The following is a 26,645-nucleotide window of genomic DNA, read 5'->3' on the forward strand; positions in this document are numbered from 1 at the left end:
TACCCCTGCGCGATGTCGGACCGTGTGGATAGGGTCCAGGCCAATGGGACACCGCGCCGGAGTGAACACGTACGCGGCCCGCGCGCGCAGACGCGTCCGCCGGGCCCGCATCGCGCTGCGCAAGTCCGGGGTCGACTACTTCCGCGGCGACGGCTCCGACAAGCTCGCCTTCGCCGGGCTCCTCCTCATGATCCCGGCCATCGCCTGCGGCACGCTCTACGACCCCGTCTGGTGCGCGCCCGCCGCGCTCGTCCTGCCCATCGTGGCCGGCGGGCTGCTGCTGCGACCCGCCAGCCTCCTCGGGCTGTACGCGGCGGCCGCCGGCGCCCTCATCGTCGAGTCCGTCGTCCTCGGCCCGTACACCCAGGGCCCCGCGCGCGTGACCCCCGGCACCGTCCTGGTCGTCGCCGCCTGCGGCCTCTTCGGCCTCCTCATCGCCCAGTTCAGAGCCCGCGTCGGCGTCCCCTGGCGGCGCGGCGGCACGATGCTCTTCGACCTGCGCGAACGCATCCGCGTCCAGAGCGCCCTGCCCCGCCTCCCGCAGGGCTGGCACCGAGAGATGGCGCTCCGCCCGGCCGGCGGCCAGTCCTTCTCCGGCGACTTCGTCGTCGCCGCCCGCACCCACGGGGGCCGCACCCTGGAGGTCGTCCTCACCGACGTCTCCGGCAAGGGCATGGACGCCGCCTCCCGCTCCCTCCTCCTCTCCGGAGCCTTCGGCGGCCTCCTCGGCTCGCTCCCGCCGCACGGCTTCCTCTCCGCGGCCAACGGCTACCTGCTCCGGCAGAACTGGGACGAGGGCTTCGCCACCTCGATCCACCTCGTCCTCGACCTGGAGTCCGGGGACTACGAGCTCTACTCCGCCGGCCACCTGCCCGCGCTCCAACTCCACGCCGGCAGCGGACGCTGGGAGGAGAAGGCCGGCGACGGCCCGCTCCTCGGCGTCTACGACGGCGCCGAATTCCACCCCGTGAAGGGCTCGTTGCACCCCGGCGACGTCCTCATGCTCTTCACCGACGGCCTCGTGGAGGCCGCGGACCGGGACATCTCGGAGGGAATCGACCGCCTCACCGGCGAGGCCGACCGCTGCGTCGCCGAAGGCTTCGAGGGCGTCACGTACCACCTCATCGAAGCCGTCGCCAAGGACGTCAACGACGACCGGGCCCTCCTGCTCATCTCGCGTCGCGCCTGAACGCCCAGGACATCTCCGGCTCCGTCACGGGCTTCAGGAGCCCGCGCACCGGCGGGGTGCAGAGCGCGGTCGTCACGGCGAGGGTCACCAAGGCGAAGAACACCAGGCCGCCCGCCGTGCGCAGCCACGGGAACAGGTCGAAGAAGCCGCTGTCCTTGCCGCCCTGGATCAGGAACCCGTGCAGCAGATAGGCGCAGATGGTCCCGGAGCCCAGGACCGTGAACCAGAGCTCGCGGCCGGGGACCAGCGCCAGGAAGGCCGCCGTCAGGAGGGCCGCGCAGACGAAGAGGGCCGCCGCCTTGAAGAGTCCGGTGGGGAGGTCCTCCCCCAGCTCCTGGACGCTCATGGTCCGGAAGATCCACGCCATGTCCCGGTAGAAGGAGGGCGGGAAGTCACGGGCGGTCGCCCCGTAGGCGACCGGCAGCGCGACGACGAAGGCCACCACGGCCGCCACCCGCGCCGGGCGGCGCCGCAGGAACCGGAAGTGCTCCGGCCGCATGCGCAGTCCGATGACGAAGAACGGCAGGAACTGCAGGATCCGGGGGACGCCCAGGACACCGCCCAGACCGGGCGTGACCCAGGCCAGCGCCGCGATGCCGACGGACACGGCCACCGGCCACCGGACGACCGCCCAGAAGGGCGCCGTCACCCGCCACACGAACAGGGCGAGCAGGAACCACATCACGTACGTGGGGTGCAGCAGGCTGAACGGCCGCTCGGGCTCCCTTCCCCAGCGGGTCAGCAGCGTGTACGCGGCCTCGAAGAGGAGATACGGCAGCGCGACCCCGGTGAGCAGCCGCCGGAGCTGGGCGGGCCGGCCCGTGTAGCTCCGCGAGAGATGGCCGGAGATCAGCACGAAGACCGGCATGTGGAAGACGTACAGGAACGTGTAGAGGGTCCGGGCCGTCCGGCTGCCGTCCAGCAGGACGGTCAGCGCGTGCCCCAGCACCACCAACAGCATCGCCAGGTACTTCACGTTGTCGAAGTACGGATCGCGGCGGGTGACGCCGGGCGCGACAGGGACCGTGGCGGCGGGGCCCGGACGGAGGAGGGACGACATGGTCGTCGACGCTATCCGCGCCTTCTCCGCCCGTCACGTCCCGCTTCCGTCTGTCCACGACATGATTCGTCACCTACCCGCGAGGGCAGGGAGGTTGATGGCACGATGGAGGCCGGGGGTGTCCACAGGCGTGCGCCTCCGGCGGGCAAGGCGGGACCGACCGAAGGTGTGATCAGTTATGGCCATTTCACTGTCTGTGGTGTTGCTCCTGGCAATCATCCTGGTGGTGTTGATCCGCGGGGGGAACCTCAAGGGCGGACCGGCCGTGATCGCCGTGCTCTTCGGCTTCTTCCTCGCCTCCACCGGCATGGCCGACGACATCCAGCGCTTCCTGGACTCGATAACGCAGACGGTCGCGTCCATCAAGTTCTGACCGGCGGGGTACGCGCACGGGCGGCGGCCGGCGTCACCGCCGCACCGCCGCCCGCAACCGCCGCGACCTCAGCCCTTCTTCGCGACCGGCTTGCCCTTCACCGGGGCCGCCTTGGCCGCCTTGACGGGCCCCGAGGCCTTCGGTGCGGGCTTCTTCGGGGCGGACTTCTTCGAGACGGGCTTCGAGGCGGGCTTCTTCGGGGCAGCCTTCGAGGCGGGCTTCGAGGCGGGCTTCGTCGCCGGCTCGGCCGCCTTCGGAGCGGGCTTCTTGGGGGCCTCCTTCTTCGGGGCCTCCTTCTTCGGAGCCGGAACCTTCGTCTCCGGCTCCTTCTTCTTCGGCTCCTTCTCCTTCGGGCGGCCCGTCGCCCACTTGAACTCGAGTTCCAGCTCGATCTCGCCTTCCTCGACCTCGAACTCGACCTCGTACTCCAGCTTCTCGGGAATGCGCAGACTCAGCGTCCCGGACCCCAGCTCCAGCTCGGCCTCCCCGCCCTTCCGCAGGGCGTCCGCGAGCGCCGTCAGCTGGTCGGCCGCCTCCAGCCGGGTCAGCGCGCGCTTCCGCTCGAACTTCAGGTCCTTCATCGATGCCTCCGATGCCGCGGGGGAGTGGATCACCCCCAGTCTGCGGCCGGCCACCGGAACCGGCATCTCCGGAAACGCCTCAGGGCCTGGTCGGAGACGTGTCTCCGACCAGGCCCTGAGGTCGTGGAGCGGGTGACGGGAATCGAACCCGCGTAGCTAGTTTGGAAGACTAGTGCTCTACCATTGAGCTACACCCGCACAGCATCGCGCCGCAGGTCACGAGGACCGCGGACACGAAGAGCATGGTAGCCGGTCCGGGGACCTTCTCGCACACCCCTTGAAACGGGGGCGCCGCAGTGTCCCCGCCCATGTACCCTACGTGTCGCACCGACGGGGTGTGGCGCAGCTTGGTAGCGCGTCCGCTTTGGGAGCGGAAGGCCGTGGGTTCAAATCCCGCCACCCCGACCAGGATGATCACGCGGTCACCGGCCGCCTTCTTGATCACGTTGTGGCCGTCTCCCCGCTTGCGGTTACTATGCAAGCTGCGTGCCCGTGTGTCTTTCTGACCGGGCCGAGCCGCCGGAGCCGCGTGAAGTGGTGCCGGCGGATTTCCAGGAATCAGCCACAAGGAGACCGAACCGTGAAGAGCGCCGTGGAGACCCTGAACCCGACCCGGGTTCGGCTCACTGTCGAGGTGCCCTTCGAGGAGCTCAAGGACAGCCTCGACGCGGCGTACAAGAAGATCAACCAGCAGGTCACGGTCAAGGGCTTCCGTAAGGGCAAGATCCCGGCTCGCGTGATCGACCAGCGGTTCGGCCGCGGCGCCGTGCTGGAAGAGGCCGTCAACGACGCGCTCCCGAAGTTCTACACCGAGGCCGTCAACGAGGCCGAGGTCAACCCGCTGGGTCAGCCCGAGGTCGACATCACGGAGCTGAAGGACGGCGAGCTGCTGGCCTTCACCGCCGAGGTCGACATCCGCCCGACGATCGAGATCCCGGACTACTCCGGCATCGAGGTCACCGTCGACGCGGTCGAGGTCACCGACGAGGACGTCGAGAAGTCCGTGGAGCAGCTCCGCGAGCGCTTCGCCTCGACCTCCGCCGTCGAGCGCGCCGCCCAGGACGGCGACGTCGTCACGATCGACCTCGAGGCCAAGGTCGACGGCGAGGTCCTGCCCGACGGTGTCGCCAGCGACGTGTCGTACACCATCGGTTCCGGCGAGCTCCTCGACGGCATCGACGAGGCCGTCAAGGGCCTCGAGGCCGGCGGCGAGGCCACCTTCACCTCGCAGCTGAAGGGCGGCTCCGCCGAGGGCAAGGACGCGGAGGTCACCGTCAAGGTCACCGCCGTCTCCGCCCGTGAGCTCCCCGCGCTGGACGACGAGTTCGCGCAGCTCGCCTCGGAGTTCGACACCCTCGACGAGCTCAAGGCCGACAGCCGCAAGCGCCTCGAGAACATGAAGCAGTTCGACCAGGCCACCCAGGCGCAGGAGCGCGTCCTCGACGAGCTCCTCAAGCTGATCGATGTCCCGATGCCCGAGAAGCTCCTCGAGGACGAGATCAACACCCGGAAGCACAACCTGGAGCACCACCAGCTCGGCCAGATGGGCCTCGACCTCGCCAAGTACCTGGAGATCCAGGGCAAGACCGAGGAAGAGTTCCTGGCGGAGACCCAGGAGCAGGCCGAGAAGGGCATCAAGACGCAGTTCATCCTCGATGAGCTCGTCAACAAGGAGAAGCTCGACGTCTCCCGCGAGGAGCTCACCGAGCACCTGTTCCGCCGTGCCGCCTCCTCCGGCATGAGCCCCGACCAGTTCGCCCAGGCCGTCGCGCAGCAGGGCCAGGTCCCGATGCTCGTCGGTGAGGTCGCCCGCGGCAAGGCCCTCGCGGTCGTCGTCGAGGCCGCCAAGGTCGTCGACACCAACGGCGAGGTCGTCGACCTCTCCGACGACGAGGACGAGGTCGAGACCGCCGCCGAGGCCGTCGAGGCCGTCACCGGCGAGGCCGAGGTCTCCGAGGACAAGTAAGCCCTCCGGGGACGGACAAGTCCCAGGCAGGCAGCCCCACGGGCCCGGAACGCACCCCTGTGCGTCCCGGGCCCGTGGGCGTCTCACGGCCCCCTCGGACCTTGCGCTCCCAGCGAACAGTTCGGGAACCGGGATGGCGTTGTCCTACCTGCGCGTTAGGGTCCATGAATACGAGGGCAGTGCCCTCGGAACGAGACGCTGAGACGGCCTTGGCCGTCGGAGACGAGCAGGTGGATACGTGACGAATCTGAAGCCTTACGCCGCGGGTGAGCCGTCCATCGGTGGCGGCCTCGGCGACCATGTCTACAACCGGCTGCTCGGCGAGCGCATCGTCTTCCTCGGCCAGCAGGTCGACGACGAGATCGCCAACAAGATCACCGCGCAGATGCTCCTCCTGGCCGCCGACCCGGACAAGGACATCTACCTCTACATCAACAGCCCCGGCGGCTCGGTGACGGCCGGCATGGCCATCTACGACACGATGCAGTTCATCCCGAACGACGTCGTCACCATCGGTATGGGCATGGCGGCCTCCATGGGCCAGTTCCTCCTCACCGCCGGTGCCCCCGGCAAGCGCTTCGCGCTGCCGAACACCGACATCCTGATGCACCAGGGCTCCGCCGGTATCGGTGGCACCGCCTCGGACATCAAGATCCAGGCCGAGTACCTCCTTCGCACGAAGAAGCGCATGGCCGAGATCACCGCCCGCCACTCCGGCCAGACCGTCGAGGCGATCATCCGCGACGGCGACCGCGACCGCTGGTACACCGCCGAGGAGGCCAAGGAGTACGGCCTCATCGACGAGATCATCTCTGCCGCTTCGGGCGTTCCCGGCGGCGGCGGCACGGGCGCCTGAGCCCCGGCAGTCCGCTCAAGAGCCCCAGCCCACCGAACGCCACCAGGACGGTGAACACCCAGATGCAGAACAACCTCTCCGCGAGCGGCCTCTACACCGGCGCTCCGATGGACAGCCGCTACGTCGTGCCCCGCTTCGTCGAGCGCACCTCGCAGGGCGTCCGCGAGTACGACCCGTACGCGAAGCTCTTCGAGGAGCGCGTGATCTTCCTCGGCGTGCAGATCGACGACGCCTCCGCCAACGACGTCATGGCGCAGCTGCTGTGCCTGGAGTCGATGGACCCGGACCGCGACATCTCGATCTACATCAACAGCCCCGGTGGCTCCTTCACCGCGCTGACGGCGATCTACGACACGATGCAGTTCGTGAAGCCGGACATCCAGACGGTCTGCATGGGCCAGGCCGCGTCCGCCGCCGCCGTGCTGCTCGCCGCCGGTACGCCCGGCAAGCGCATGGCCCTGCCCAACGCCCGTGTGCTGATCCACCAGCCCTCCGGCGGCACCGGCCGTGAGCAGCTCTCCGACCTGGAGATCGCGGCCAACGAGATCCTGCGCATGCGCGGTCAGCTCGAGGACATGCTCGCGAAGCACTCCTCGACGCCGATCGAGAAGATCCGCGAGGACATCGAGCGTGACAAGATCCTGACCGCCGAGGACGCGCTCGCGTACGGCCTGGTCGACCAGATCGTGTCGACCCGCAAGAGCAACGCCGCGGCACACTGACGCCCGACCTTCCCTCGGCACGGGGCACATGGCGCATTCCCGTCCATGTGAACCGTGCCAAGGGGGGCCCGAACTGGGGGCCCGGCAAGGTACCGTCGAATATGAGGCACCAGGAGTAGCTGAACCAAGCACTCCCAGGCGAAGGGGAAGCACCTCGTGGCACGCATCGGTGATGGCGGCGACCTGCTCAAGTGCTCGTTCTGCGGAAAGAGCCAGAAGCAGGTGAAGAAGCTCATCGCGGGACCCGGTGTGTACATCTGCGACGAGTGCATCGACCTCTGCAACGAGATCATCGAGGAAGAACTCGCGGAGACGAGCGAGGTGCGCTGGGAGGAACTCCCCAAGCCCCGCGAGATCTACGAGTTCCTCGAGGGTTACGTCGTCGGTCAGGAGCCGGCCAAGAAGGCCCTCTCCGTCGCGGTGTACAACCACTACAAGCGCGTCCAGGCCGGCGAGAACGGCGGCGCGCAGGGCCGGGACGACGCCATCGAGCTGGCGAAGTCCAACATTCTGCTGCTCGGCCCCACGGGCTCCGGGAAGACGCTGCTCGCGCAGACCCTGGCCCGCATGCTCAACGTCCCGTTCGCCATCGCCGACGCGACGGCGCTGACGGAGGCCGGCTATGTCGGCGAGGACGTCGAGAACATCCTGCTCAAGCTGATCCAGGCGGCCGACTACGACGTCAAGAAGGCCGAGACCGGGATCATCTACATCGACGAGATCGACAAGGTCGCCCGTAAGAGCGAAAACCCGTCGATCACGCGCGACGTGAGCGGAGAGGGCGTCCAGCAGGCCCTCCTGAAGATCCTGGAAGGGACGACGGCCTCGGTTCCCCCGCAGGGCGGACGGAAGCACCCCCACCAGGAGTTCATCCAGATCGACACGACGAACGTGCTCTTCATCGTGGGCGGCGCCTTCGCCGGCCTGGAGAAGATCATCGAGTCGCGGGCGGGCGCCAAGGGCATCGGCTTCGGGGCGACCATCCGCTCCAAGCGCGAGATCGAGGCGAGCGACCAGTTCCAGGAGGTCATGCCGGAGGACCTGGTGAAGTTCGGGATGATCCCGGAGTTCATCGGCCGTCTCCCCGTCCTCACCTCGGTCCACAACCTGGACCGCGAGGCGCTCCTCCAGATCCTCGTCGAGCCGCGCAACGCGCTGGTGAAGCAGTACCAGCGCCTCTTCGAACTCGACGGCGTGGAGCTGGACTTCGACCGCCCGGCCCTGGAGGCCATCGCCGACCAGGCGATCCTGCGCGGCACCGGCGCGCGTGGCCTGCGGGCCATCATGGAGGAGGTCCTCCAGTCGGTGATGTACGAGGTCCCGTCCCGCAAGGACGTGGCCCGGGTCGTCATCACGGCCGACGTCGTCCGCAACAACGTCAACCCGACGCTGGTCCCGCGGATCGTCAAGAACGACGGCAGGCACGAGAAGTCCGCCTGAGCCGTAGCCGTAGCCGTACGGACATGTGAAAGGGGCGCCCCGCCGAGACCGGCGGGGCGCCCCTTTCGCGTCAGGCATCAGGCCTTGCTGCGGGAGGCCTTGTACTGCTGGGCCGTCAGCTCGGCGACCTGGTCCAGGGTCATGCCCTCGCCGCCGGTCATCATCGTGGACAGGTCCATGGCGTTGACGGCGCCGAGGGTGCTGTAGTCCGCCCAGATGCAGGTGGGCACCGTGAAGGCCTTCGGGCCGGGGGTCGTGCTCTGCTTGGTGCTTTCGAGGGTGATCTTCTGGCACTTCATCAGCGCCCCCTCGAAACCGGCCGGCGTCTTCTCCTCCGGGCTGCCGATCGGCGTGATCTTGAGGTCCTCCTCGCCGGCCTGGTCCTTCTGGTAGTTCGCGAAGGCGGTGTCGATCGCCTTCTCCGGGTCGGCGATCTCGCCGTACATGCCGTTGATGCTCATGGACTTGCCCTTGAGCGGGTCGGTCGAGTCGCCGCCCTTGTAGGAGGCCGCGACCGACTTCGCGTTCGTGATCCCCATGGCCGCCGCGCTGGCCTTCTGCTTGTCGGTCATGGAGGTCTTGTCGGCGCCCTCCTTCTTGAACTCGCCGACCGTGGCCGCCGGGGTGATCTTGTACCCCTTGGTGTCGTCGGCGACAGCGCCGTTCCCGCCCCCTCCGCCGAGCAGGAAGTACGCGCCGACGCCGAGCGCCGCCACGACCGCGATCGCGCCGATCACGATGCCGGCCTTGGACTTCTTCGGGGCCGGCGGGTGCGGGACGTAGCCGCCCGGGTGCTGCGGGGCGCCGTAGGGGGGCTGCTGGCCGTACGGGTTCGGCTGCTGGGGCTGCTGCGGGTAGCCGTACGGCGGCTGCTGCGGCGGCACGCCCTGCGGGGCCTGCTGGGGGTACCCGTAACCCGGCTGCGGGGCCTGCGGCTGGCCGTACGGGTTCGGCTGCTGCGGCTGGCCGTACGGGCCGGGCTGCTGACCGTACGGACCGGGCTGCTGGCCGCCGTACGGGCCGGGCTGGTTGTAGCTCATCGACAGGTTCCCCTCACAGGATGTTTATGCCTGCCGAACATCCTGGCGGAAGCGATGACCATGGAGTGCGGCGGGGCCCACACCGTTACCGAACCAAAGCGTTTCAGGACAAGGCGAGGACACCCCTAAACTGGGCCCGTGACCGAGAACACTCAGCAGCAGACAGCGCCCACCACCGAACTGCCGACGACGTACGCGCCGGCCGAGGTAGAGGGGGCGTTGTACGAGCGCTGGGTAGACCGGGGGTACTTCACCGCCGACGCGTCGTCCGAGAAGCCGCCGTACACCATCGTCATCCCGCCGCCGAACGTCACCGGCGCCCTGCACCTGGGCCACGCCTTCCAGGTGACGCTCATGGACGCCCTGACCCGCCGCAAGCGCATGCAGGGCTTCGAGACGCTCTGGCTGCCCGGCATGGACCACGCCGGCATCGCGACCCAGAACAAGGTCGAGCAGCAGCTCGCCGAGGAGGGCAAGTCCCGCCACGACCTCGGCCGTGACGAGTTCGTCGAGCGCGTCTGGCAGTGGAAGGACGAGTACGGCGGCCGCATCCTCGGCCAGCTGCGCCGCCTCGGCGCCGGCCTCGACTGGTCCCGTGAGCGCTTCACCATGGACGAGGGCCTCTCCAAGGCCGTCCAGAAGATCTTCAAGGACCTCTACGAGGACGAGCTGATCTACCGCGCCGAGCGCATCATCAACTGGTGCCCGCGCTGTCTGACGGCCATCTCCGACATCGAGGTCGAGTACCAGGACGACGCCGGCGAGCTCGTCTCCATCCGCTACGGCGAGGGTGACGACTCCCTGGTCGTCGCCACGACCCGCGCCGAGACGATGCTCGGCGACACCGCCGTCGCCGTCCACCCCGACGACGAGCGGTACAAGCACCTGGTCGGCAAGCAGATCAAGCTGCCGCTGACCGACCGCACCATCCCGGTCGTCGCCGACACCCACGTCGACCCCGAGTTCGGCACCGGCGCCGTCAAGGTGACCCCGGCGCACGACCCGAACGACTTCGAGATCGGCCGCCGCCACGACCTGCCGTCCCTGACGGTCATGGACGAGCACGGCATCATCACCGTCCACGGCCCCTTCCTCGGCCTGGACCGCTTCGAGGCCCGCTCGGCGATCGTCGGCGCGCTCAAGGAGCAGGGCCGGATCGTCGCCGAGAAGCGCCCCTACATGCACTCCGTCGGCCACTGCTCGCGCTGCAAGACGACCGTCGAGCCGCGCCTGTCGATGCAGTGGTGGGTCAAGGTCGGCCCGCTCGCCCAGGCCGCCGGCGACGCCGTCCGCGACGGCTCCGTCGAGATCCACCCGAAGGAGCTCTCCAAGCGCTACTTCGACTGGGTCGACAACATGCACGACTGGTGCATCTCGCGCCAGCTGTGGTGGGGCCACCGCATCCCGATCTGGTACGGCCCCGAGGGCCAGGTCGTCTGCGTCGGACCGGACGAGGAGCCGCCCGGCACCGAGGCAGAGGGCTGGACCCAGGACCCCGACGTCCTGGACACCTGGTTCTCCTCCGGCCTGTGGCCGTTCTCCACGCTCGGCTGGCCGGAGAAGACCCCGGACCTCGCGAAGTTCTACTCGACCGACGTCCTGCTCACCGGCCACGACATCATCTTCTTCTGGGTCGCCCGGATGATGATGTTCGGCCTGTACGCGATGGACGGCGAGGTCCCCTTCAAGACCGTCGCCCTCACCGGTCTCGTCCGCGACGAGTTCGGCAAGAAGATGTCGAAGTCCAACCCGAACGCGGTCGACCCGCTGGACTGGATGGACGCGTACGGCTCCGACGCCGTCCGCTTCACCCTGGCCAAGGGCGCCAACCCGGGCGCGGACGTCCCGATCGGCGAGGACTGGGTCCAGGCGTCCCGGAACTTCGCCAACAAGATCTGGAACGCGACCCGCTTCGCGATGATGAACGGCGCCACCATCGAGGGTCCGCTGCCGGACGCCTCCGAGATGTCGGCGACCGACCGCTGGATCCTGTCCCGCCTCAACGAGACGGTCGCCCAGGTCGACGCGTACTACGAGGACTTCCAGTTCGCGAAGCTGAGCGAGGCGCTCTACCACTTCGCGTGGGACGAGGTCTTCGCCTGGTACGTCGAGCTGTCGAAGACCACGTTCTTCGCCGGCGGCGAGGGCGCCAAGGTCTCCGGCCGTGTCCTCGGCGAGGTCCTGGACGTCATGCTGCGTCTGCTGCACCCGATCGTCCCGTTCGTCACCGACACCCTGTGGACCACGCTGACCGGTGGCGAGTCCCTCGTCATCGCCGACTGGCCGAAGGACTCGGGCTTCCGTGACAAGGCCGCGGAGCAGGAGATCGAGCTGGTCCAGCGGGTCGTCACCGAGGTCCGCCGTTTCCGCAAGGAGCAGGGTCTCCAGGACGCCCAGAAGGTCCCGGCCCGTCTGACGCTCGACGGCACCGCGCTCGTCGCGCACGAGGCGGCCATCCGCCAGATCCTGCGCCTCCAGCCGGAGGGCGAGGGCTTCTCGGCCACCGCCTCGCTGCCGATCGTCGGCGCGACCGTCGCGCTCGACCTGTCGGGCACGATCGACGTGGCCGCCGAGCGGAAGCGTCTCGCGAAGGACCTCGCGGCCGCCGAGAAGGAGAAGGCGCAGGCCGAGGCCAAGCTCGGCAACGAGGCCTTCCTCGCCAAGGCGCCCGACAACGTCGTGGACAAGATCAAGGGCCGTCTGGCCAAGGCGGACGAGGACATCGCCCGCATCCAGAACCAGCTGGCGAGCCTCCCGCAGGCGTAGCCACGGACAAGGGGCCCGGAACCGTCATCGGTTCCGGGCCCTTCGTCGTACGGGCTACGCCTCCGTCGCGACCGGGCCCACCCCCGCCGTCTCGGCGTTCCTGCGGGTCTTCGCCCAGCCCGTGCGGCCGCGGAGGAGCCGGACGAAGCCTCGGGCCGAGACGACGAACAGGTGGTACGCGTACAGCCAGAGCGCGAGGCCCCACAGCAGGCCCTTGAGACGGGAGCGGTCGGGGGCGAAGTCGCGGCGGTAGACCGGGCCCCAGAGCAGGAACGGGACGACCGAGACGATCCCCAGGGCGAGCGCCAGCGGCCACGCGGCGAGGACGACGTCGGCGGTGGTGCCGCCGAGGACCAGGGCCGCCGTCATGACCACGGTCAGGACGAGCGTGGCCAGGTGCGCGATCGGCTGGAAGAACGTGTACAGCGACTCCAGGACGCCCCGGGCCTTGTAGTGGCGGGAGCCGATGATCCGGTTGGCGTACCGCACGCAGGTGATGTTGCCCTGCGCCCAGCGGGTCCGCTGGGTGAGGAAGCGGCGGGTGTACGGCAGGGCCTCCTGGCTCACCCACGTGTCGGCGACGTGCGTGACCTGGTACCCGGCGAGGCGCATGTGCAGGCCGAGCTCGTAGTCCTCCAGGAGCGCGTCGTGCTGCCACGGGCGGCGCTCGGCCGCCGCGATCCGGTCGAGGGCGGTGAGCCGGGTGAACTGGCCGTTGCCGCCGAGGCCGACCGAGCCGGTGCGGCGGCGGAGCAGCTGCATGCCGGTGTTGGAGACGGCGAACTCGACGTCCTGCATGCGGATGAGGAGGCGGGCGTACGCGTTGGCGAGCCGGCCCCGGTCGGGGAGCGGGCGCTCGTCCTCGACGTTCCGCATCCGGACGCCGATCTGCACCCCGCCCATGTCCGGGTCGCCGAAGGCGTCCGGGCCGCTGACGTGCGCGAGGGCGTCGGGGGAGACCTGGCCGTCGGCGTCGACGACGCAGACGATCACGCGGGCGCGGTCGGCGGCCGGGTCGAGGTGCGCGTTCAGGGCCGCGTAGGCGGCGTTGAGCGCGGCGCCCTTGCCGACGCGGGCGTCGGGGCGGTGGCGGGAGACGAGGTGGACGCCCGGGTCGCGGCCGGCGAGGGCGGTGACGATCGGGGCGGTGAGGTCGTCGCTGGCGTCGTCGATGACCCAGACGTGCGCGCCGGCGAAGTCGGTACGGAGACGGGTGACCGTCGTCGCGATGACGGCCTCCTCGTCACGGCAGGGGACGAAGAAGTGCCAGTCGTACGCGGCCGGGTCGCCGGGCTCTGAGGGGCGGCGGCGGGCGTAGGCGTGGCGGGCGCCCGCCCAGTAGACGAGGAATCCGCCGAGCAGGAGGAAGGGGAAGACGTAGAGGAGGAGCTGGAGGCTCATCGGGGCTCCGGGGGTGTTCTCAGGCGGCGGTCGTGAGGGCGGCGCGGGGGTCGCGGTCCGCGACCAGGTCCCGCAGGAGCTCCGCGATGCGGTGGGACGCGGTCCCGTCGCCGTACGGGCTGGGGAGCGTCGCGAGGCGGCGCAGGCCGGGGGCGCCCTCGGCGAGGCGGCGGCGGGCGGCCTCGCCGATGCCGGGGCCGGGCGGGACGAGGTCGGCGAAGTCGGCGAGGGCCTCGGGGCGCTCGGTGGAGCGGCGGACGACGACCAGGGGGCGGCCGAGGACGGTCGTCTCCTCCTGGATGCCGCCGGAGTCGGAGACGATCAGGGCCGCGTGCCGGGCGAGGGCCAGGAAGGTGCCGTATCCGGCCGGGGGCAGGACCGTGAGGCCGTCGAGGAGCGGCAGGAGGCCCGCCGCCTCGATCCGGGCGCGGGTGCGGGGGTGCAGGGGGAGGACGACGGGGAGGTCGCGGGCGAGCGCGGCGAGCTCCTCCAGGACGGCGGCGAGGGCCGCCGGGTCGTCGGTGTTCTCCGGGCGGTGGACGGTCGCGAGGACGTAGCCGTCGGGGGCGAGGCCGCTGACGGCGAGCAGCCTGGCCCGCTCCTCGGCCGGGGGCAGGTGGTCCTGGACGGCCTCGACGACGGTGTTGCCGGTGACGGCGATGCGCGCGTCGGCTATGCCCTCGGCGAGGAGGAGCTCGCGGTTCTCGGGGGTGGCGGCGCACAGGACGTCGGCGAGCCGGTCGATGAGGACCCGGTTGTGCTCCTCGGGCATGGCCCGGTCGTGGCTGCGCAGCCCGGCCTCGACGTGGACGAGCGGGAGGGAGCGGGCGTTGGCGGCGAGGGCGCCGGAGAGCGCGGCGTTGGTGTCGCCCTGGACGACGACCGCGAGGGGCGGGTCGGCCGTGAAGCGCTCGTCGAGTGCGGCGAGCGCGGCGGCGACCTGGACGGCCCTGGGCTGCCCGCCGACCCCGGTGAGGTACTCGGGCTCGGGAAGGCCGAGCTCGTCGAGGAAGTCGCCGGAGAGCGCGTCGTCGTAGTGCTGGCCGGTGTGGACGACCCGGGCGGCCGGGCCGAGGGCGCGGATCAGCTCGGCGAGTTTGACCAGCTCGGGACGGGTACCGAGGACGACGGCGACGCTGCGGGCGGGGAGTGCGTTCGTGGGCATGCGTCGACCGTGACAAGGCACGGTCGCGCGGTCCGGTGGCGTTCGGTTGCCCGACGGTAGCCGTTGCCGGGGGCGGGCGGGGTCGGGACCAAAGTCCCGGGACCTTGGTCAGGAGGCGGTGCGGGCGGTGCCGGTCTCGTAGCGGTAGCCCAGGCCCCGTACGGCCTCCAGCGGGTCGGGGGCGGTCGGGCCGCCGGCGGCGCGGAGCTTGCGGCGCAGGCGCAGGACGGCGAACTTCACCCGGTCCCGGCCGACGGCCGTGGTGTCGTCCCAGACCTGGTCGAGGAGCTGCTCGGTGGTGACGACCCGGCCCCGGTTGCGGACGAGGAGCTGGAGCAGCCGGTACTCGATGTCGCTGAGCCGGATCTCGCCGCCGTGCCAGAGCGCGGCGCGCCGCTCCGGGACGAGCCGCAGGTCCTCCTCGACGGCCTCGCCGGCGAAGTGCCCGGGGCCCGATCTGCGGAGCAGGGCCTCGACGCGGGCCAGGAGCTCCGGGTGGGCGAAGGGTTTGACGAGGTAGTCGTCGGCGCCGGAGCGCAGCCCGCGCACCCGGTCGTCGACGGCCCCGAGCCCGGAGAGGACGAGGACGGGCACGTCGCTCATGTCCCGGGTGCGGTCGAGGACCTCCCAGCCGTCGAGCTCGGGCAGGAGCAGGTCGAGGACGACGAGGGCCGGGCGTTCGGCGAAGAGCAGCCGGAGTCCCTCGCGGCCGTCGGCGGCGACCGACACCTCGTACCCGCGCCGGGTGAGGAGGACCCGCAGGGCGAGGCCCAGGTCCGGGTCGTCCTCGACGACGAGGAGCCGGGTCACGCGTCGGCCCCGTTCGGCGCGCGGCGGCCGGTGAGCGGCAGTCGTACGGTGAAGACCGCGCCCGGCTGCCCCTGCCGGTCGCGGACCTCGATGGTCCCGCCGTGGAGCCGTACGGCGTCCAGGGCGCCCGCCAGGCCGAGGCCGGTGCCGGGGAAGCCCTGGCGGCGGGCGTTGGGGGCGCGGACGAACGGCGTGAAGATCTCGTCCTGGTACTCCAGCGGGACGCCGATGCCGGTGTCCCTGACCTGGATGATCCAGTGGTCGGGGAAGGGGATGCCGACGATGTCGACCCGGCCGTCCTCGGGGGTGAAGCGCACCGCGTTGCCGAGGAGCTCCTCCAGGGCGCCGGTGAGCATCCCGCCGTCGGCGACGAGCGGCGGGCCGTCGACCGGGCACTCGGCCGAGAGGTACGGGCCCCGGCCCTCGGAGCGCTGGAGCGCTTCGAGGATCACCCGTTCGACGAGCTCGTGGACGTACACCCGGCCGAGTCTCGGCCCCTCGGCCGGCTGCCCGGCGGCGGCCCTCGGCAGGTTCTCGGCGACCGACCGCATCCGCAGCGCGTTGCGGTGGATGGCTTCCACGTACGAGGTCTGCTCGGCGCTGAGCGGGCCGCCGACCGGGTCGAGGAGCAGTTCGGAGAAGCTCTGGACGGTGGCGAGCGGGGTGCGCAGCTCGTGCAGGGTGCGGCCGGCGAAGGCGGCCCGTTCGTCGGCGAGCGCCGCCAGCCTCCGCACCTGCTCGTAGAGGCCGTCCTCGGCCTCGCACTGGCGGGTGATGTCCTCGACCAGCCACAGGTGGCCGTAGACGCCGTCGTCCCCCTCGTGGTGGCCGTGGTGCTCGTCGGTGGCGTCCTTGCGGATCGGGGAGCGGCGGCGGCGCAGGACCCGGCCGTCCTTCAGGTGGTAGTCGGTCGTCCGGGTGACGGGGCCGTACGTCCGGCTCTCCTTCCGGAGCCGCTCGCGCTCCTCCGGACGGTCGAGGAGCGCGGCGAGCAGGTCGACGACCTCGTCCCGGGTCGTGCCGGGGGCGAGCTCGATGCCGCCGGTCAGCCGCAGGAGCGCGGTGAGCCGCCGGTTGACCTTGACGACCCGCAGGTCGCGGTCGAGCAGGAGGGCCGCCTGGGGGAGGGCGTCGAGGAGGGCGGCGGCGAAGGAGAGCTGCTCCGGGGATGCTTCGTGCACATTTCTGAGTCAAACAGCAATGTGGGCGAAGTGCCCGATCTCACACCGAACGGGACTTCGGGTCCACGGCTCCGGGCCGAAAGACCCTGGATGATGGACAGCATGCTCCGCCTCCCCACCGTCCCCGCGCTCCGCCGACGCGTGGACCGGTGGGCCGGCACGCCCCGCGCCCTCGACGTCGTCACCGCGCTGAGCGCCTTCGCGCTCATGGTCCTCGACGTGCCGGGGCTCGCCCGCGCCGACAACTCCCTGACCGGGGTCACCGCGACCCTCGTCCTCGCGGCGGGCGCGTCCACGCTGGTCCTCAGGCGCCGGGCGCCCTGGGTCCCGTACCTCGTGGCGCTCGGACTGATGGGCTGGATCCACGAGCTGACGATGATCCAGTTCGCGCTGTACTCGATCGGCCGCTTCCGGGGACGGGTGGCCGCCGTCGCCGCGACCCTGCTCTACATCGCCGTGGCCTGCGGCTTCTTCCTCACGCCCGGCTGGTCGACCAAGCACGGCGACACCCTGATCGACTTCCTCGGCGTCGTCGTCCCGATCGGCGTCCTCGCGGCCGGCGTCGGCATCGCCGCCTACCGGCAGGACCTCGTCCGGGCCCTGGAGGACCAGCGCCGGGACGCCGCCGCGCGGCAGGCCGTGCAGGAGGAGCGGATCTCCGTCGGCCGTGACGTCCACGACCTGGTCGGGCGCGAGCTGACCGTCCTCGCGGTGCGGGCCGAGGTCCTCGCCGTACGGGCCAGGGGGGACGCGCGCCAGAAGGACTTCGAGGAGCTCGCGGACACCGCCCGCAGGGCCCACCTCATGCTGAACGAGACGATCGTGCGCCGCGTCGACCGGGAGGGCGCCACGCCCGGCCTCGAAGGGCTCGCCGCGCTCGCCGAGGAGAGCGAGCGGATGGGCGGGCCGGTCGACCTGACCGTCGCGGCCGAGGCCCGCGCGCTGTCGCCGCTGCGGCAGGCGGCCGTCCACCGGGTCGTCCAGGAGTGCCTGACCAACGCGGCCAAGCACGCGCCCGGACTGCCGGTGACGGTCGCGATCACCGTCGAGGGGCCCGACCTGCGCATCGAGGTGCGCAACCCGCTGCCGAAGACGCCGCCGGAGCCCTCGCCCGTCTCGACCGGGACCGGGCTGCTCTCCATGGAGGAACGCGTCACGAGCATGGGCGGGACGCTGAAGGCCGGCGAGGCGGACGGGGAGTACGTGGTGACGGCGCTCCTGCCGACGGGCCTGAACCGCTGAGAGCCGTACGGCTCCGGGGGCGCCCTCCCTCACCCGTACGGCCGGAAGGCGCGCGCCCCTCCCCCCCCCCGTACGGCCTAACGCCCCCGCTCCGCCTTCCCCATGACGCGCTGGAGGCTGTCGAAGTCCTCCACGCACCGGCCCGAGCCCAGCGCCACGCAGTCCAGCGGGCTGTCCGCGACGAAGACCGGGATCTCCGTCGCCGAGGAGAGCCGCAGATCGAGACCGGGCAGCAGCGCGCCGCCGCCGGTCAGCACGATCCCGTGCTCCATCACGTCGCCGGAGAGCTCCGGCGGGCACTCCTCCAGGGTCGCCCGCACCGCCGCGATGATCGCCTCCACCGGCTCGTCGAGCGCCTCCCGCACCTCCGGCACGGTCAGCTCGACGGTCCGGGGGAGACCGCTGACCTTCTCCCGCCCGCGCACGGTGAAGGTGCGCTTCTCCAGCTCCTCGTCGCCCGGGACCGGCCAGGCGGAGCCGATGCCGACCTTCACGTCCTCGGCGGTCCGCTCGCCGATGAGGAGCGAGTGCTCCTTGCGGACGAAGTCGGTGATGGCCGCGTCGAGCCGGTCGCCGCCGACCCGCAGCGACTGGGCCGTGACGATCCCGCCGAGCGAGATGACGGCCACCTCGGTCGTGCCGCCGCCGATGTCGACGACCATCGAGCCGCGCGGGTCCGAGACCGGCAGGCCCGCCCCGATCGCCGCCGCCATCGGCTCCTCGATGAGGTGCACGGCCCGCGCGCCGGCCGAGAGCGAGGCGTGCACGATCGCCCGCCGCTCGACCGGGGTCACCCCGCTCGGCACGCAGACCACCATGCGGGTGCGCGGCCGGCGGCGGCCCGGCACCGCCTTGCGCACGAAGTGCCGGATCATCTCCTCGGCCGCCTCGTAGTCACTGATCACGCCGTCCTTCAGGGGACGGATCGCGCTGATCGAACCGGGCGTCCGGCCGATCGTCTCCTTCGCCTCGGTGCCGACCGCGAGCGCCTGCCGGGAGCCCTCCTGCACCGCCACCACGGACGGCTCGTTGAGCACGATGCCCTGCCCCCGCGCGTAGAGGAGCGTGTTGGCCGTGCCGAGGTCGATCCCTATGTCCATGATCGCCAAGTTTGCCGGGCCGGTCCGGTGGACGGCGGGCCGAAAGTCCCGAATGGGGTGGGTCCATGGTCCTGTCGGTACCCCTCCGTAGACTGGCCCTGTGAGTGAGCCCCGCGACCCGTTCGACGCGCCCCTGACCCCCGACGCCTTCGACGACATCGTCGACACGGAGACGACCCGTGACCCCGACCTGGCGGTGATCGAGGCCGGCAGCCGCACCCTGCGCACGCAGGGCGGAGCGCCGCAGGGCGATCCCGTGCCGAGCCGCCCCGAGGACCCGGAGCTGGACAAGGCGCTGCGGGACGTCGAGACCGAGCTGTCGACCCGCTGGGGCGAGACCAAGCTGGAGCCCTCGGTCACCCGGATCGCGGCCCTGATGGACGTCCTGGGCGAGCCCCAGCGGGCGTACCCCTCGATCCACATCACCGGCACCAACGGCAAGACGTCGACGGCCCGCATGATCGAGGCCCTCCTCGGCGCCTTCGAGCTGCGCACCGGGCGGTACACCTCGCCGCACGTGCAGACGATCACCGAGCGGATCAGCCTGGACGGCGCCCCGATCTCCGCCGAGCGGTTCATCGAGACGTACCAGGACATCAAGCCGTACGTGGAGCTGGTCGACGCCCGCGAGGAGTACCGCCTCTCCTTCTTCGAGGTCCTCACCGGCATGGCGTACGCGGCCTTCGCCGACGCCCCGGTCGACGTGGCCGTCGTCGAGGTCGGCATGGGCGGCACCTGGGACGCGACCAACGTCATCGACGCGACCGTCGCCGTCGTCACCCCGATCGACCTGGACCACACGGACCGGCTCGGCGAGACGACGGGCGAGATCGCGGCCGAGAAGTCCGGGATCATCAAGCGGGACGCGACCGTCATCCTGGCCCAGCAGCCGGTCGACGCGGCCCAGGTCCTGCTGAAGAAGGCCGTCGGCGAGGACGCCACCGTCGCCCGCGAGGGCATGGAGTTCGGCGTCGTCTCCCGCGAGGTCGCGGTCGGCGGGCAGCTCCTCACCCTGCGTGGTCTCGGCGGCGAGTACGAGGAGCTCTTCCTGCCGCTGCACGGCGCCTACCAGGCGCACAACGCGGCGGTCGCGCTCGCCGCGGTCGAGGCCTTCTTCGGCATCGGCGCGCAGCACGCCAGGACCCTGGACATCGACACGGTCCGCCGGGCCTTCGCCCAGGTGGCCTCGCCCGGCCGCCTGGAGATCGTCCGCTCCTCGCCGACCGTCATCCTCGACGCCGCGCACAACCCGCACGGCGCGCGCGCCACGGCGGAGGGCGTCAGCGAGGCCTTCGGCTTCTCGCGGCTCATCGGCGTCGTCTCCACCAGCGGGGACAAGGACGCCCGGGGTCTCCTCGAGGCCTTCGAGCCGATCTTCGCGGAGGTCGTGATCACGGCGAACTCCACCCCGCGGGCCACGGACGTCGACGCGCTCGCCGCGGTCGCGGTCGAGGTCTTCGGCGAGGACCGGGTCGTCGTGGAGCCGCGGCTGCCCGACGCGCTGGAGGCGGCCATCACCCTCGCGGAGGAAGAGGCCGAGTACGGCGGCGCGGGTGTCCTCGTGACCGGGTCGATCTTCACGGTCGGCGACGCCCGACTGCTGCTGCGGCGAAGGGGCTGAACCGATGCGCGTGCTCTGTTCCTCCACTCTCATCGGCGAGTTCTTCGTGATCGGCTTCGCCGGTCTCGTCGCCATGAAGGACGACAGCCTGTCGACCTCCACCGTCTGGTGGGTCTGCGGCGCGGCGATGGTCCTGTCGGTGCTGCTCTGCGGGATGGTCACCCGCCCCGGTGGCGTACAGCTCGGCTGGGCGCTCCAGATCGGCCTGATCGCCAGCGGCTTCTTCGTCCCGGTGATGTACGCCCTCGGGGCGGTCTTCGCCGTCCTGTGGTGGTGCTCCGTGCACTACGGCCGCAAGGTCGACGGCATCAAGGCCCGTTGGGCGGAGCAGGCGGCGGCCGCCGAGGCTCCGGAAGGGGCGGGGCAGCCCGCCTGAGGCCCGGTTCGCCCACGGCAGGGCTTGACGCTGCGTAATCGAAGGGCGGGCGGGCCCTGTAGCCTCGGAGGCCCGCACACCGCTTTTCCGAAGGAGTTCCCCCGTGAGCCAGCGCACGCTCGTCCTGCTCAAGCCCGACGCCGTCCGCCGTGGCCTGATCGGCGAGATCATCGGTCGCATCGAGCGCAAGGCCGGCTGGACCCTCGCGGCCCTGGAGCTGCGCGAGCTGGACCAGGAGACCCTGGAGCAGCACTACGGCGAGCACAAGGGCAAGCCCTTCTACGAGCCGCTGATGGGCTTCATGTCCTCCGGTCCGGTCGTCGCGCTCGTCGTCGAGGGCGAGCGGGTCATCGAGGGCGTCCGTCAGCTGGCCGGCCCGACCGACCCGATCGCCGCCCAGCCGGGTTCCATCCGGGGCGACTTCGGCACCATCGTCCGCGAGAACCTCATCCACGCCTCGGACTCCGAGGAGTCGGCCGAGCGCGAGCTGAAGATCTTCTTCCCGGGTCTCGTCTGACCCGGTGACACGGTCCGATCATCCGATCGGCCGAACCCTGTGGGGCGACCGGAGGAATTTCGGTCGCCCCCAGGCATATGAACGCCAGTCCCGGGAACGGATCGCCGCGATCTGCCGTCACCTGTACATGAGGTGGACCACCGCGCGGCATGCGTGCGGGCGGCACTACGATGGAAAACTCCACGCCGCACCACCCTCCGCCATGGGAAATCAAGGGGAGCTCAATGTCGTTCATCGGCCGTGACATGGCTGTCGACCTCGGGACCGCCAACACGCTGGTGTACGTCAGGGGACGGGGCATCGTGCTGAACGAGCCGTCCGTCGTCGCGATCAACACCAACACCGGCGGCATTCTCGCGGTGGGCGCAGAGGCGAAGAAGATGATCGGCCGGACGCCCGGCAACATCGTCGCCGTCCGCCCGCTCAAGGACGGCGTGATCGCCGACTTCGAGATCACCGAGCGGATGCTCCGCTACTTCATCCTGAAGATCCACAAGCGGCGTTACCTGGCCCGCCCCCGCGTCGTCGTCTGCGTTCCCTCCGGCATCACCGGGGTCGAGCGCCGCGCCGTCATCGAGGCGTCGACCCAGGCCGGCGCCCGCCAGGTGCACATCATCGAGGAGCCCATGGCGGCCGCCATCGGCTCGGGCCTCCCCGTCCACGAGGCCACGGGCAACATGGTCGTCGACATCGGCGGCGGCACCACCGAGGTCGCCGTCATCTCCCTCGGCGGAATCGTCACGGCACAGTCGATCCGGGTCGCCGGCGACGAGCTGGACAACGCGATCATCCAGCACATCAAGAAGGAGTACTCGCTCCTCCTCGGTGAGCGGACCGCCGAGCAGATCAAGATCACCATCGGCTCCGCCTACGACCTCGACCAGGACGAGCACACCGAGATCCGCGGCCGCGACCTCGTCTCCGGCCTCCCGAAGACGGTCGTCATCTCCGCCGCCGAGGTCCGCAAGGCCATCGAGGAGCCGGTCAACGCGATCGTCGACGCCGTCAAGACGACCCTCGACAAGTGCCCGCCGGAGCTCTCCGGTGACGTCATGGACCGCGGCATCGTTCTCACGGGTGGCGGCGCCCTGCTGCGCGGCCTCGACGAGCGACTCCGCCGCGAGACCGGCATGCCGATCCACATCGCCGAGGACCCGCTGGACTCGGTGGCGCTCGGATCCGGCAAGTGCGTGGAGGAGTTCGAGGCCCTCCAGCAGGTCCTCGACGCCCAGCCGCGCCGCTAAACGCAGCTCCCCCTCACCCGTTCGGGCGAACAGCGGGGAACTTCGTACAACAGCACAGCCGTACACAGCACGACCGCACCACCGGACCACGAGGAAAGGCACGGCCGCCGCACGTGAGGGACACACGAGAGAGCCGGCTGCTCCTGGTGCTGCTGATCGCCATCGCGTTCGCACTGATCACGGTGGACATCCGCGGCGGCCAGGAGTCACCCGTCGACGGTGCCCGACAGGCCGCCGCGGCGGTCTTCGGGCCTGTCGAGAACGGTGTGGCGGCCGCCGTCGACCCCATCGGCAACGCCATAGGCGCGGTACGCGACTCCGGGGAGCGCAACACCCGGATCGCCGCCCTGGAGAAGGAGAACGCCGAGCTCAAGGCCGAGCTCGGCAGCGACGACCGCAACCGCAACCGGCTGCGCGAGCTCGACACCATGCTCAAGACCGCCGGAGCCGGCCAGTACGGCATCAAGGGCGCCCAGGTCGTCGCCATAGGAGCGGCCCAGGGCTTCTCCTGGACCGTGACCATCGACGTCGGCGCCCGCGACGGCATCAAGCGGGACATGACCGTGCTCAACGGCTCCGGACTCGTCGGCCGCGTCACCACCGTCGGCCCCTCCACCTCCACCGTCCTCCTGGCCAACGACCCCGACTTCACCGTCGGCACGCGCATGGAGAAGACCGACGAACTCGGCTTCGCCACCGGCCAGGGCAACGGCCCGCTCCTCGTCCAGCTGCTCAACGGCAAGGCGAAGGTCCAGCCGGGCGACCGGCTCGTCACCTTCGGCTCGGCCGGCGACAAGCCCTTCGTGCCCGGCGTCCCCGTCGGCGAGATCGTGCGCGTCGACCCGGCGGGCGGCGGCCTGACCCGTAACGTCTACGTCCGTCCGTACGTCGGCTTCAGCCGGCTCGACATCGTCGGCGTCGTCGTCCAGGCCCCCCGCTCGGACCCCCGCGACATGGTCCTCCCGCAGAAGCCGAAGCCCGCGCCGACCGTCACGGTCACGCCGACCCCGCCCGCGGACGGGCAGCAGGCGAACCAGAACAACCAGCAGGCCCAGAACGAGAACAACCAGCAGGACCAGAACCAGAACCAGAACCAGGGGGACGCGACACCGTGAAGTTCAACCGCATCCTCCTCTCCGCGACCCTGATCGTCGTCGCGCTCGTCGTCCAGGTCTCCGTCCTCGGCCGCCTGCAACTCCCCGGCGCCGTCCCCGACCTGGTCCTCCTCACCGTCGTCGCCCTCGCCCTGGTCTACGGCCCGATGAGCGGCTCCCTCATCGGCTTCACCGCCGGTCTCCTCGCCGACCTCGCCCCGCCCGCCGACCACGCCGCCGGCCGCTACGCCCTCGTGCTCTGCGTCATCGGCTACCTCGTGGGCCTCGCCCGGCCCGAGAACGGCCGGCTGACCTCCGCCGTCGGACCCATGGCCGTCGTCGTGGCCGCCGCGGTCGGCTCCACCCTCCTGTACGCGGGAGTGGGCGCCCTCGTCGGCGACACCGCCGCCCGCCACGTCGGCCTCGGCTTCCTGCTGTTCACCGCGGCCGTCTACGACCTGCTCCTCGCGCCCTTCGTCGTCCCGCTCGTCATGGCCCTGGCCCGCAGAGCCGAGAACGACCCGATCGCCGACGCGACCGGGGCCAACGGCGCCGACGTCTCCTCCGGCTGGCTCTCCTCCGGCACCGGCCTGCGCATCGGCGAGCAGCGCGGCGGCCTGCGGGTGAAGGCGGCCCGCGGCCGCGCCACGCGGGCCGGCCGCATCAAGGGAGTCAAGCGACTGTGACCGAGGGGGCCTTGGCAGCATGAGCAACATCCCCGAGACCGGGCGGACCCCGCGGGTCCAGATCCGGCTCGTCATCATCCAGATCCTGGTCTTCTCGCTGCTCCTGACCCTGGGGGGCCGCCTCTGGTACCTCCAGATCCGCAACGGCAAGGAGTACACGGACGAGGCGAAGAACAACCACGTCCAGCAGGTCGTCCAGCCGGCCGTCCGCGGCTCGATCCTCGACGCCCGCGGCGTGCCGATCGCCGACAACGAGACCCGGCTCGTCGTCTCCGCCTCCCGCACCGAGATGATGAAGATGAAGGACCGCGGCAAGGCGGTCCTGACGCGGCTCGCGGGCGTCCTGGAGATGAAGCCCGAGGACGTCATCAACAAGATCCGGCTCTGCGACTCGAAGACGCCGAAGCCCTGCTGGAACGGTTCGCCCTACCAGCCGATCCCGGTGACCGACGAGGCCACCACCCAGCAGGCGCTGACCATCCGCGAGGCCTCCGAGGACTTCCCCGGCATCACCGCCGAGCCCACCGCCGTCCGCCGCTACCCGGCGCCCGGCAAGGCCCGTACGGCCCAGGTGCTCGGCTACCTCTCGCCCGTCACCGACGGCGAGATCGAGAAGGCCAAGGACAGCGACTCGCCGTTCCTCCGCTCCGACCAGGTCGGCCGCTCCGGCATCGAGCGCACCTACGACAAGGAGCTGCGCGGCAAGGCCGGGGTGACCCGGTACGAGGTCGACAACCTCGGGCGCGTGATGGGGCAGACGAAGTCCGACCCCGGCGTCGCCGGTTCCACCCTCGTCACGAGCATCGACGCCCGCGTCCAGGGAGTCGCCGAGTACGAGCTCAACGAGGCGATGAAGGCGGTCAGGAACGAGACGGACAAGATCACCGGCCGGAAGTACGAGGCCGACTCGGGCGCCGTCGTCGTCATGGAGTCCAGGACCGGCCGGATCGTCGCGATGGCCTCCCAGCCCGACTACGACCCCAACGCCTGGGTCGGCGGCATCTCCGCGAACGACTACGCGGCCCTGACGAGCAAGGACTCCAACTACCCGCTGCTCAACCGGGCCATCCAGGGCCAGGCGGCGGCCGGCTCCATCTTCAAGGTGGTCTCCGCGAGCGCCGCCGTGCGGGCCGGTCACAAGTTCGACGACAAGTACAACTGCAGCAGCTCGTACAGCCTCGGCAGCCGCAGCTTCGCCAACTTCGAGTCCAAGGGGCACGGCCCCATCACCCTCGGCGAGGCGCTCAAGTTCTCCTGCAACACCGTCTTCTACGCCCTCGGCCACCAGGAGTGGCAGAAGGACGGCGGGATAAAGCCCAAGAAGGACGCCAAGGACTGGTTCTACACGACCGCCCGCGACTTCGGCCTCGGCTCCGAGACCGGCGTCGACCTGCCGAACGAGGTCAAGGGCCGCATCCCCGACCGGAAGTGGAAGCAGGACTTCTGGGCGGCGAACAAGGACGCCTGGTGCAAGCAGGGCAAGAAGGGCGGCACGTACGTCGAGCAGATCGCGTACGAGAGCTGCCTCGAAGGCAACCAGCTGAAGGCGTACGACAGCATCAACTTCGCCATCGGCCAGGGTGACGTCCTCGTCACGCCCATCCAGATGGCCACCGCCTACGCCGCCATCTCCAACGGCGGCACGCTCTACAACCCCACCGTCGGCAAGGCCGTCATCAGCCCCGACGGCAAGTCCGTCCGGGAGATCAAGCCCACGCCGCACGGAAAGCTGCCCGTCGACGCCCAGACCATCAGCGACCTCGACAAGGGCCTGCGCTCCGTGGTCGAGCCCGGCGGCACGGCGGCCTGGCGGTTCGGCGGCTGGCCGCAGGACAAGATCCCGATGCACGCCAAGACGGGTACGGCCCAGGTGTACGGCAAACAGACGACGTCCTGGCTGGCGACGTACACCAAGGACTTCACGATCGTCATGACGATCTCCCAGGGCGGCACCGGCTCCGGCGCCTCCGGCCCCGCCGTGCGCAACATCTACGACGCCATCTACGGCCTCGACGACGCCGGCAACCAGGACCTCGGGCGAGCCCTGTTGCCGGGGCCGCAGAAGTCCCTGCCGAAGATCAACGCGGACGGCACCATCGACGCCCCCTCCATCAAGGCCTACGACCCCAAGTCCCAGCTCGTCGACCCCGAAGCGGCGGCCGGCGGGGCGAAGCCGGTCGCGGGCCCGCCCGCCCACCTGAGGGACTGAGGGACC

23 protein-coding genes and 2 tRNA genes are annotated in these 26,645 nt (G+C 70.7%); 16 read left to right on the forward strand and 9 right to left on the reverse strand.

Going from position 1 to position 26,645, the window contains the following annotated elements; genetic code table 11:
• The first annotated feature begins 43 nt into the window (after window positions 1-43).
• Window positions 44-1,189 carry a PP2C family protein-serine/threonine phosphatase gene (locus ACFC0Z_RS17545; protein ID WP_376438293.1) on the forward strand — a complete coding sequence of 382 codons (1,146 nt, stop codon included), beginning with the start codon at window positions 44-46 and terminating at the stop codon, window positions 1,187-1,189.
• On the opposite strand, the gene ACFC0Z_RS17550 is transcribed toward ACFC0Z_RS17545, so the two are convergent.
• On the reverse strand, window positions 1,170-2,249 hold the full coding sequence (locus ACFC0Z_RS17550) for an acyltransferase family protein (RefSeq protein ID WP_376438296.1): 1,080 nt from the start codon (window positions 2,247-2,249) through the stop codon (window positions 1,170-1,172). The two genes, ACFC0Z_RS17545 and ACFC0Z_RS17550, sit on opposite strands and share 20 nt — an antisense overlap.
• Window positions 2,250-2,427: 178 nt before the next feature.
• Between ACFC0Z_RS17550 and ACFC0Z_RS17555 the strand changes: the two genes are divergently transcribed.
• Complete coding sequence (locus ACFC0Z_RS17555; RefSeq protein ID WP_360801388.1) at window positions 2,428-2,622, forward strand: hypothetical protein; 195 nt, start codon at window positions 2,428-2,430, stop codon at window positions 2,620-2,622.
• Between the two features lie 68 nt (window positions 2,623-2,690).
• Here the strand turns inward: ACFC0Z_RS17555 and ACFC0Z_RS17560 are convergent, their stop codons facing one another.
• Together ACFC0Z_RS17560 and ACFC0Z_RS17565 are read right to left on the reverse strand one after the other, a co-directional pair.
• A complete protein-coding gene (locus ACFC0Z_RS17560) occupies window positions 2,691-3,203 on the reverse strand; it encodes an amphi-Trp domain-containing protein (protein ID WP_376438299.1) in 513 nt (170 codons plus the stop codon).
• Window positions 3,204-3,327: 124 nt separating this feature from the next.
• A tRNA-Gly gene (locus ACFC0Z_RS17565) sits at window positions 3,328-3,401 on the reverse strand.
• Between the two features lie 133 nt (window positions 3,402-3,534).
• On the opposite strand from ACFC0Z_RS17565, the gene ACFC0Z_RS17570 reads away from it, so the two are divergent.
• From ACFC0Z_RS17570 to clpX, 5 genes are all read left to right on the forward strand, one after another.
• Window positions 3,535-3,611: transfer RNA gene (locus tag ACFC0Z_RS17570), tRNA-Pro, on the forward strand.
• 172 nt (window positions 3,612-3,783) lie between these two features.
• Window positions 3,784-5,169 (forward strand): trigger factor, encoded by a 1,386-nt coding sequence (gene tig, locus ACFC0Z_RS17575; RefSeq protein ID WP_376438302.1) that lies wholly within the window; start codon window positions 3,784-3,786, stop codon window positions 5,167-5,169.
• Window positions 5,170-5,407: 238 nt separating this feature from the next.
• Window positions 5,408-6,025 (forward strand): ATP-dependent Clp protease proteolytic subunit, encoded by a 618-nt coding sequence (locus ACFC0Z_RS17580; protein ID WP_360801450.1) that lies wholly within the window; start codon window positions 5,408-5,410, stop codon window positions 6,023-6,025.
• Between the two features lie 62 nt (window positions 6,026-6,087).
• Entirely contained in the window at window positions 6,088-6,747 is a 660-nt protein-coding gene (locus tag ACFC0Z_RS17585; protein ID WP_376438305.1) for an ATP-dependent Clp protease proteolytic subunit, read from the forward strand.
• Window positions 6,748-6,903: 156 nt separating this feature from the next.
• Window positions 6,904-8,187, forward strand: a complete 1,284-nt coding sequence (gene clpX / locus ACFC0Z_RS17590) for an ATP-dependent Clp protease ATP-binding subunit ClpX (RefSeq protein ID WP_015033605.1) — start codon at window positions 6,904-6,906, stop codon at window positions 8,185-8,187.
• A gap of 77 nt (window positions 8,188-8,264) precedes the next feature.
• Here clpX and ACFC0Z_RS17595 read toward each other — a convergent pair whose 3' ends face one another.
• Complete coding sequence (locus tag ACFC0Z_RS17595) at window positions 8,265-9,227, reverse strand: hypothetical protein (RefSeq protein WP_376438309.1); 963 nt, start codon at window positions 9,225-9,227, stop codon at window positions 8,265-8,267.
• Between the two features lie 138 nt (window positions 9,228-9,365).
• Between ACFC0Z_RS17595 and ACFC0Z_RS17600 the strand changes: the two genes are divergently transcribed.
• Window positions 9,366-11,993, forward strand: a complete 2,628-nt coding sequence (locus ACFC0Z_RS17600; protein WP_376438312.1) for a valine--tRNA ligase — start codon at window positions 9,366-9,368, stop codon at window positions 11,991-11,993.
• Between the two features lie 54 nt (window positions 11,994-12,047).
• On the opposite strand, the gene ACFC0Z_RS17605 is transcribed toward ACFC0Z_RS17600, so the two are convergent.
• The 4 genes from ACFC0Z_RS17605 to ACFC0Z_RS17620 all read right to left on the reverse strand — a co-directional run bounded on the left by ACFC0Z_RS17605 (window position 12,048) and on the right by ACFC0Z_RS17620 (window position 16,550).
• Window positions 12,048-13,394 carry a glycosyltransferase gene (locus ACFC0Z_RS17605; protein ID WP_376438315.1) on the reverse strand — a complete coding sequence of 449 codons (1,347 nt, stop codon included), beginning with the start codon at window positions 13,392-13,394 and terminating at the stop codon, window positions 12,048-12,050.
• 19 nt (window positions 13,395-13,413) lie between these two features.
• A complete protein-coding gene (gene wecB / locus ACFC0Z_RS17610; protein ID WP_376438318.1) occupies window positions 13,414-14,559 on the reverse strand; it encodes a non-hydrolyzing UDP-N-acetylglucosamine 2-epimerase in 1,146 nt (381 codons plus the stop codon).
• Window positions 14,560-14,667: 108 nt separating this feature from the next.
• Window positions 14,668-15,369, reverse strand: a complete 702-nt coding sequence (locus tag ACFC0Z_RS17615) for a response regulator transcription factor (protein WP_376438321.1) — start codon at window positions 15,367-15,369, stop codon at window positions 14,668-14,670.
• The gene (locus ACFC0Z_RS17620) at window positions 15,366-16,550 is read right to left on the reverse strand and encodes an ATP-binding protein (RefSeq protein ID WP_376438324.1); all 1,185 of its coding nucleotides are present in this window, start codon (window positions 16,548-16,550) and stop codon (window positions 15,366-15,368) included. Before ACFC0Z_RS17620 ends, ACFC0Z_RS17615 begins: the two co-directional genes overlap by 4 nt.
• 102 nt (window positions 16,551-16,652) lie before the next feature.
• Between ACFC0Z_RS17620 and ACFC0Z_RS17625 the strand changes: the two genes are divergently transcribed.
• On the forward strand, window positions 16,653-17,792 hold the full coding sequence (locus ACFC0Z_RS17625) for a sensor histidine kinase (RefSeq protein ID WP_376438327.1): 1,140 nt from the start codon (window positions 16,653-16,655) through the stop codon (window positions 17,790-17,792).
• A 77-nt stretch (window positions 17,793-17,869) separates the two neighbouring features.
• Here ACFC0Z_RS17625 and ACFC0Z_RS17630 read toward each other — a convergent pair whose 3' ends face one another.
• Complete coding sequence (locus tag ACFC0Z_RS17630; protein WP_376438330.1) at window positions 17,870-18,892, reverse strand: rod shape-determining protein; 1,023 nt, start codon at window positions 18,890-18,892, stop codon at window positions 17,870-17,872.
• A gap of 100 nt (window positions 18,893-18,992) precedes the next feature.
• On the opposite strand from ACFC0Z_RS17630, the gene ACFC0Z_RS17635 reads away from it, so the two are divergent.
• The 7 genes from ACFC0Z_RS17635 (at window position 18,993) to mrdA (ending at window position 26,639) form a co-directional block, all read left to right on the forward strand.
• Window positions 18,993-20,513: a bifunctional folylpolyglutamate synthase/dihydrofolate synthase gene (locus ACFC0Z_RS17635; RefSeq protein WP_376438333.1), complete on the forward strand. Its 1,521-nt coding sequence runs from the start codon at window positions 18,993-18,995 to the stop codon at window positions 20,511-20,513.
• 4 nt (window positions 20,514-20,517) lie between these two features.
• Window positions 20,518-20,889 carry a DUF4233 domain-containing protein gene (locus tag ACFC0Z_RS17640; RefSeq protein ID WP_376438335.1) on the forward strand — a complete coding sequence of 124 codons (372 nt, stop codon included), beginning with the start codon at window positions 20,518-20,520 and terminating at the stop codon, window positions 20,887-20,889.
• Window positions 20,890-20,992: 103 nt separating this feature from the next.
• Window positions 20,993-21,406 (forward strand): nucleoside-diphosphate kinase, encoded by a 414-nt coding sequence (gene ndk / locus ACFC0Z_RS17645; protein ID WP_376438338.1) that lies wholly within the window; start codon window positions 20,993-20,995, stop codon window positions 21,404-21,406.
• A gap of 224 nt (window positions 21,407-21,630) precedes the next feature.
• Window positions 21,631-22,650 (forward strand): rod shape-determining protein, encoded by a 1,020-nt coding sequence (locus ACFC0Z_RS17650; protein ID WP_046905593.1) that lies wholly within the window; start codon window positions 21,631-21,633, stop codon window positions 22,648-22,650.
• A gap of 113 nt (window positions 22,651-22,763) precedes the next feature.
• Entirely contained in the window at window positions 22,764-23,765 is a 1,002-nt protein-coding gene (gene mreC, locus ACFC0Z_RS17655; RefSeq protein ID WP_376438341.1) for a rod shape-determining protein MreC, read from the forward strand.
• The gene (mreD, locus tag ACFC0Z_RS17660; protein WP_376438344.1) at window positions 23,762-24,430 is read left to right on the forward strand and encodes a rod shape-determining protein MreD; all 669 of its coding nucleotides are present in this window, start codon (window positions 23,762-23,764) and stop codon (window positions 24,428-24,430) included. The genes mreC and mreD overlap by 4 nt, the downstream gene beginning before the upstream one ends.
• Before the next feature lie 19 nt (window positions 24,431-24,449).
• Entirely contained in the window at window positions 24,450-26,639 is a 2,190-nt protein-coding gene (mrdA, locus tag ACFC0Z_RS17665) for a penicillin-binding protein 2 (protein WP_376438347.1), read from the forward strand.
• The last annotated feature ends 6 nt before the right edge of the window (window positions 26,640-26,645 follow it).

It is taken from the genome of Streptomyces sp. NPDC056144 (genome assembly GCF_042264145.1).
Lineage (GTDB): Bacteria > Actinomycetota > Actinomycetes > Streptomycetales > Streptomycetaceae > Streptomyces.